The organism is Mycobacteriales bacterium (assembly GCA_035533475.1).
Taxonomy (GTDB): Bacteria; Actinomycetota; Actinomycetes; order DATLTS01; family DATLTS01; genus DATLTS01.
Genome location: DATLTS010000037.1, coordinates 1 through 6,575 on the forward strand (window position 1 = coordinate 1; position 6,575 = coordinate 6,575).

7 protein-coding genes and 1 pseudogene are annotated in these 6,575 nt (G+C 70.3%); 6 read left to right on the top strand and 2 right to left on the bottom strand.

What is annotated here, in order from left to right; genetic code table 11:
• Nucleotides 1-423 (bottom strand): isoprenylcysteine carboxylmethyltransferase family protein (locus tag VNG13_08185; protein ID HVA60502.1); only part of this gene is annotated, 423 nt, incomplete at its 3' end.
• 187 nt (nt 424-610) lie between these two features.
• Here VNG13_08185 and VNG13_08190 point away from each other — a divergent pair.
• From VNG13_08190 to VNG13_08215, 6 genes and pseudogenes are all read left to right on the top strand, one after another.
• Complete coding sequence (locus tag VNG13_08190) at nt 611-856, top strand: nickel-binding protein (GenBank protein HVA60503.1); 246 nt, start codon at nt 611-613, stop codon at nt 854-856.
• Nucleotides 857-1,296: 440 nt separating this feature from the next.
• Nucleotides 1,297-1,760 (top strand): annotated as a pseudogene (locus VNG13_08195) (VOC family protein).
• 310 nt (nt 1,761-2,070) lie between these two features.
• A complete protein-coding gene (locus VNG13_08200) occupies nt 2,071-2,604 on the top strand; it encodes a sigma-70 family RNA polymerase sigma factor (protein HVA60504.1) in 534 nt (177 codons plus the stop codon).
• Nucleotides 2,588-3,682, top strand: a complete 1,095-nt coding sequence (locus VNG13_08205) for a hypothetical protein (GenBank protein HVA60505.1) — start codon at nt 2,588-2,590, stop codon at nt 3,680-3,682. Before VNG13_08200 ends, VNG13_08205 begins: the two co-directional genes overlap by 17 nt.
• A 91-nt stretch (nt 3,683-3,773) precedes the next feature.
• Nucleotides 3,774-4,619: an ABC transporter ATP-binding protein gene (locus VNG13_08210; protein HVA60506.1), complete on the top strand. Its 846-nt coding sequence runs from the start codon at nt 3,774-3,776 to the stop codon at nt 4,617-4,619.
• Nucleotides 4,616-5,461, top strand: a complete 846-nt coding sequence (locus tag VNG13_08215) for an ABC transporter permease (GenBank protein HVA60507.1) — start codon at nt 4,616-4,618, stop codon at nt 5,459-5,461. The genes VNG13_08210 and VNG13_08215 overlap by 4 nt, the downstream gene beginning before the upstream one ends.
• A gap of 279 nt (nt 5,462-5,740) precedes the next feature.
• Here VNG13_08215 and VNG13_08220 read toward each other — a convergent pair whose 3' ends face one another.
• Nucleotides 5,741-6,214 carry an SRPBCC family protein gene (locus VNG13_08220; GenBank protein ID HVA60508.1) on the bottom strand — a complete coding sequence of 158 codons (474 nt, stop codon included), beginning with the start codon at nt 6,212-6,214 and terminating at the stop codon, nt 5,741-5,743.
• Between the last annotated feature and the right edge of the window lie 361 nt (nt 6,215-6,575).

A 6,575-nucleotide genomic window follows, 5' to 3' on the forward strand; every position in this document is an offset into this window, starting at 1 on the left:
CGCGACAACCGCGAGCCAGGAGACGCTCACCGCGGTGGCTGTGCCGATCATGGCGAGGATGAGGCCCGAGTAAATGGGGTTTCGGATCCAGCGGTAGGGACCCGTCGTGACGAGTTCGGGGTTGTCCTTCTCCGACATCGGGGCGCCCCAGTTGCGACCGAGGAAGACCCGCGCCCAGATCGCGAGGGTCAATCCCATGACGAACAGAGCAACGCCGAGGCCCGCCAACCACGGATCATGCATCGCATGCCCGCGAAATGCGCGCACCCGGAGTAGCAGCAGGACGATCAGCGCGATCACGACCCGGATGCCCGCGAAGCGACGCCAACGCGTTCGACCGGACTTGACGCCGATGGCCGAGGCGAGCCAGTAGCCCCAGAACGCAAGCCACCCAAAGCCGATGACCAGATCGATGGCACGCATGCTGCCTCCTGACGTTGGATCGCCGGAACGAGGATCAGCCGCACGGAGCGGTCCGCAAGAGCAATCAGGTTCGGGCGCCGAGGCCGAACCGCCGAACCGAGCCGGCGCTCGGGATCGGGCCCATTCCTTATGGACAGACGTGCAGGGAAGCAGGATATTGATCCACCTCCGACGCGAAGGAGTCCCGGTGCCGAAGTTCATGGACTTTCACGACGACTTGAAACTGCCGCAAGAGGCGATCGAACAGATTGCCGCGGGAACACGAAGCGGCACGGTGGATGAGTTCGGTGTACGGCAGATCGAGCTGTACCACAACCAGGGCGGCCAGGTTTACTGCCTGCTCGAGGGCCCTGATGAGGAGGCAATTCGCCAGCACCACGCGGCGCTGGACGTTCCATGCGGCGCTGTCCACCGCGTGGACAGCCTTCTCTAATAGCCTGCGTACACGGCCCTGGGACGGGGGCATCGCTGGACATTGCCGGTCTTCGCGGACTTCGTGAGCTGAGCGGTCGGGTCGCCCTCGCGGGCGGTGGCCCCGACAACCGCGCGCTCCGGCGGCGTCATCGGTCTGGTCGCCACCATGGAGAACTACGGCGGACGATCAGCGGCGCCGGCCTGCTCGGCTCGCTCGTGGTGCCATCCGGCCGGGGGGGTCCTCCCCGACCAGACCGTCCACTGCCTCGCGGAGCAGGTCGGTGTGCCCCGTGTGCCGGCCGTACTCCTCGATGCGCCGGTCCGCTCGCCGCAGGGCGGTCGCGAGGTCTGCCGCCGATTGCCCAACCAGCCCGGATGGTAGAGGCTGAGGCCAGGTCCCCGGATGTGCCGTCGCGACGCCGGTGGCCGGGTTCATTGATTACGACCGAGGAGGGGTCCATGGCAGAGGTGAAGCCCATTCCGGAGGGCTACCCGCGAGTCATCCCGTACCTGAGCATCGACGGAGCGGGCGCCGCGATCGAGTTCTACACGGACGTGTTTGGCGCGAATGAGCGGATGCGCATGCCCGCACCGGGTGGGAAGATCGGACATGCTGAGCTGGAGTTCGGTGACTCCCTGGTCATGCTCGCGGACGTGTTCCCGGACATGGGGGGCAATCCCCGAAGAGCATCGGCGGTACACCGGTGACCGTCATGCTCTACGTCGAGGACGTCGACGCCGTCTTTGACCGCGCCATCAGCGCCGGCGCGACCGCGGAGCGGAAGGTCGAGGACCAGTTCTACGGCGACCGGTCGGGGAGCTTCGTGGACCCGTTCGGGCACAAGTGGCACGTGGCCACCCACGTCGAGGACGTGCCCCCGGAGGAGATGGAGAAGCGCGCCGCTGCGGCCATGGGCGGCTGACGCCTACCGCGATCGGCCCCCGGGACCGCCGGTGGCACGTCCTAGCCGCTCGGTGACCCGCCTCGACGCCAGCCGCACGCCTTCACCAGCCGGGGCTGCTCTGTCCCGTTGCCCCGACGGCACTGTCGGATTCCCGCGGCCTCGTCTGGTAGGCCCTCCGCGTCCGCGAGCCCTCCGACTGCGTATCTGATAGGCAGCGTAGGAAGCTGCTGGTGGCCCTGCGCCGACATTTCTCGGGTCGGACCCCGGCGTTCGCCGGCCGCCTGTGTCACATTTGGGCCGGCGGCGGTGCTGGGAAGGTGTGGCGGGATTGCAGGCGCGTGACGCGGGCCGGACGGAGCCGCCCGAGCAGACGGCGGACGACGCGGCCTTCGAGGCCCTTTTCCGCGCCCAGTACCCCGCGGTCGTCCGGCTGGCGCACGGCGTGGTCGGCGACGGGCAGGCCGCGCAGGACGTGGCTCAAGAGGTCTTCCTCGCCGCGTACCGACGGTTCCCCGGCGGGGCGGAGCAGGCGGTCGGGTGGGTGCGGATCGCAGCGGTGCACACAGCGCTCAACCACCTGCGCGGCGAACGCCGCCGCGGCCGCCGCGAATCGGGAGCCCCCGGCGACAGCCTGCCCAGCGCCGAAGACGTTGTCGTCGGCCGGGAGGAGCGGGCCGAGGTGCGGCGCGCGCTCGGCCGGCTGCCGGCCCGCGCCGCCACGGTCGCCGTGTTGCGGCACAGCGGGCTGAGCTACATCGAGATCGCCGATGTGCTCGGCGTCCGGGTCGGTCAGGTCGGGACCCTGCTGAAACGGGCAGAGTCCGCGCTTCGCAAGGAGATGGAACGTGCGACACGTCGCTGACGGGAGCCTGCGGCGGCTCGGGGACGAGCCGCCCGCCGTTCCCGACCGGGTGGTCCACCACGTGGCGGGCTGCGCCCGCTGCACCGAGCGTCAGGCACGGATCGCGGCCGACGCCGAGTTGCTGGCACGGGCGTTCTCTGGTCCACGGCCGGCGCCGGACGTCGACCGGGCATGGGACCGGCTGCGCATGTCGCTGGACCGTCAGGACACGCCCGCCGCAGTTGAGGTGCCCCGGCTGCATCGCGTTCGCAGGGTGCCGCTGCGCACCACCATCCTGGCCGGGGCGGTCGGGCTCGTGGTGGCCGGGACCGCGGCGGCGGCGACGCTGACCACGGTCTTCGCGCCGACCCACGTGGTGGCGCTGTCGCTGCCGCGCAGCGACCTGCAAGATGTCGCCGCGGTGATGGGGGTCGGTGGCGGTGGCGGACTGGGGGGCTTCCCCTCGCCGAGCGGCTCGCGGACGCTGCCGTTCGGCACCGTCTCCTGGCAGTCTTCCGGACCGCCGCGCACGGTCCCCTCGCTCGGCGAGGCCGTCCGGGCGGCCGGGTTCCGGCTGATCCTGCCCGCCCGGCTGCCCGTGGGCGTCGGTGCCACCGAGGAGATCAGCGTGCAACCGCAGGTGCGGGTGACGGTCAGGTTCGACCCTGGCGAGCCGTCGGTCGGCGGCAGCCGAGTGGACCTGCAACTCGGCCCCGCCGTGCTCGTCGAGTACGGCTCGGCGGGTGGCGGGAACCTGCCCACGCTCGCGGTGCTCACCACGCCGCGGCCGACGGCGCTGTCCTCCGGCGCGAGCACGAGCCAGATCGAGTCGTTCCTGCTCGCCCGCCCCGGCCTTCCGGAGCCGCTGGTCGAGGAGATCAAGCTGCTCGGCGACCTGAGCACCACGTTGCCGGTGCCGGTGCCCCCGGGCGCCTCGGCCCGCTCCGTCACGATCGATGGCGCACCGGGCGTGCTCGTCGCGGACCAGACCAACGCGGCCGCGGGGGTCGTCTGGGAGGACCAGCGCGGGATCGTGCACCTGGTGGCCGGCCTGGTGGACACCAGGGATCTGCTGGAGGTGGCCGATCAACTCGGATGACGCGACCGCGGCCCGCTCACCGGCTGCCCCGGCGACCTCGCCGGCGATCCACACCGCCGGCCTGGCCAAGCGTTACGGCCACACCGTCGCCGTGAAGTCGCTGACCATGACCGTGCCGCGGGGCGAGGTGTTCGGCTTCCTCGGCCCGAACGGCGCCGGCAAGACCACGGTCGTGAAGCTGCTGCTCGGGCTGGTCCGGCCCACGGCCGGCGAGGTCATGGTGCTCGGCGCGCCGGCCGGCGACCGCGAGACGCGCCAGCGCATCGGCTACCTGCCCGAGCTGTTCCGCTACCAGCCGCTGCTCACCGCGGCCGAGGTCCTGCGCCTGCACTGCCGGCTGCTGCGCCTGCCACGCGGCAGCTGGGACCACGAGATCCGGGGTGGACTGGACACGGTCGGTCTCGAGGACCGCGGCGCCGACCGCGTCGGCACCTTCTCCAAGGGCATGCAGCAGCGGCTGGGCCTCGGGGTCGCGCTGCTGGGCGATCCCGAGCTGGTCGTGCTCGACGAACCGACCAGCGCGCTGGACCCGGTCGGCCGCCACGACGTGCGCGAGATCATCCGCACTCTCGCCGGCCGTGGCGCCACGGTGTTCCTGAACACCCACCTGCTCGACGAGGCCCAGCAGGTCTGCCACCGGGTCGCCGTCATCGACAAGGGCACCGCGCTCGCGATCGGCAGCCTCGAGGAGATGCTCGGCCGGCAGACGAGCGTCCGGGTGCGCGTCGACGGTCTACGGGACGGCTGGCGAGAGGCGGTCGGCACGTTCGGGCAGTGGCACCCGCACGACGACGGCTTCACCGTCGACGGCATCGACGCCGACCGCATTCCCGACCTGGTCGGCGAACTGGTTGCCCGCGGTGCGCGGGTGCGCGCCGTGGTCCCCGAGACGAAGAGTCTGGAAGCCCGCTTCCTCGAACTCCTGGGCGCAGAATGAACCCCATCCTGGTCATCGCCGGCCTCACCGTCCGAGAGGCGGTGCGCCGCAAGCTGCTCGCCGCGTTCCTGGCCATCACGGTCATCGTGGTCGGGCTCAGCGCCTGGGGCTTCGACCGGCTGGCCCGCACCTCGAGCCTCACCTCAGGGGAGCGGAACCTCGCGGTGCCGCAGGCGCTGATCCTCTTCGTCTTCATGTTCAGCTTCGTGGTTGCCCTCAGCGCTTCCGCGATCGCGTCGCCGTCGGTGTCGAGCGAGGTCGACAGCGGCGTCCTGCTTACGATCGTGACCCGACCGGTGCGCCGAGCGGAGGTGCTGCTCGGCAAGTGGCTCGGGCTAGCGGGCCTGCTGTTCCTCTACGCCTGCGCCGTGTGCGCCCTCGAGTTCGCCGTCGTCGACGCGGTCGGCGGTTTCCTGCCACCGTCACCGGTACTCGTGGCGCTCTACCTGTTCGCCGAGGGTGCCCTGCTACTCACGCTCACCTTGTTCCTGAGCACCCGGCTGTCCGCGATCGCGGGCGGCGTGATCAGCGTTGCCGTCTTCGGGGCCGGCTGGCTTGCCGGCGTCGTCGGGACCTTGGGCACCTCGCTCAACATCTCCGCGCTGCGGACGATCGGCCAGGTCGGCCGGTACCTCATTCCGACGGACGGGCTGTGGCATGGCGCGATCTACCACCTGTCGCCCGCATCGCTGATCGTCCAGCATCTCGTCGAGGGCGGTCGCGCGGGGGATCCGTTCGTCGCCAGCTCGGCGCCATCCTGGGCCTACCTGGCCTGGGTGCTGTGCTGGTTCCTAATCGTGCTGGCCGCCGGCCTGGTCAGCTTCGAGCGCGGCGAGTTGTGAGAGCGCCCGGGAGACTCGGTGGGGCTCGAAGGAGCGACATCCTCGAGCAACCTTTCAGGTGCCGCCGGTGACAGCGCCGAACGTTCGGCGTGACCGCTCAGTCGCGCTGAGCACGAAAGGCGCGCCCCCGTCGGTGACCTCGTCGGCCTTGCGGCGACGGAATCGACCTGCACCTCGCCGACGGGATGGGACACGGTTCATCCAGAGGTGCCTTGATGCGCTACCTGGTCGCCAGTCCGGCCGCCCATATCGCTCGGCCGGGGCGATCCCGGTCGTGCTTCACGAGGTGGCCAGTTCGGCTAGGTGGGCCAGCGAATTGCCGAGATGGTCAGGACGGAACGGGGGGAACCCGATGTGCTCGCGGAGGGAGTCCGGGACCGTCGACCAGTCATAGGTAAGAGTGACTTTCGTTTTGTACGGCCCGGCGGGCGCGAGGTCGTAGCGCCAGATCCAGCCGCCGAAGCCCAGGCTGCCGTCGCCGGTGTAGTGGCCCGGCTCCCAGGAGATGGCGCTGGGGGGGTCGAACACCTGCACCCTGTTGGCCATCTGGTAGCCCCCGTCCGGGCGGTTTTCGTGGTACATGGCCATGCGGAAAATCTGCCCGGCCGCGGTCAACGGCTGACTATCGAGAGGTTCGCGGACCCAGCCGGTGCCGTCGATCGCGGCGTGCTTGGCTGGGTCGGCAAGAACCCCGAAGATGACGTCCGCCGGGACATTGATGACGGCGGTGGCGCTGACGCTCTCGTTGGCCATGTCGCCGCCTCCTCATGGGCTGGAACCCTTCTGCCAGTTCTGACCGTAGCCAGGAGCGGAACTCATCGGTCGAGCTGCCAGCGCCTGGACGGCAGCATCGTGCCCGGAGGCCGCCGACCCGCAAGGAGTTGGATCAGCGGATCAAGGAACTCGAAGCCGAGGTGGCGCGGCTCGGGCCGGTAGCTGCGCCGACGATCAGGTCGGCTTTTTGGCCAGGTAAACCGTGTTGGTGGCGCTACGGTTTTGGAGTGGGTTGGGGAAGCTGACAACCTCCGCGGCGACGTCGACGAACACCTCCGCGAGGACCGCGAGGTAGGCGTCGTCGGGCGGGTCGTTGGACCACAGTGCGTAGACGCCTGCT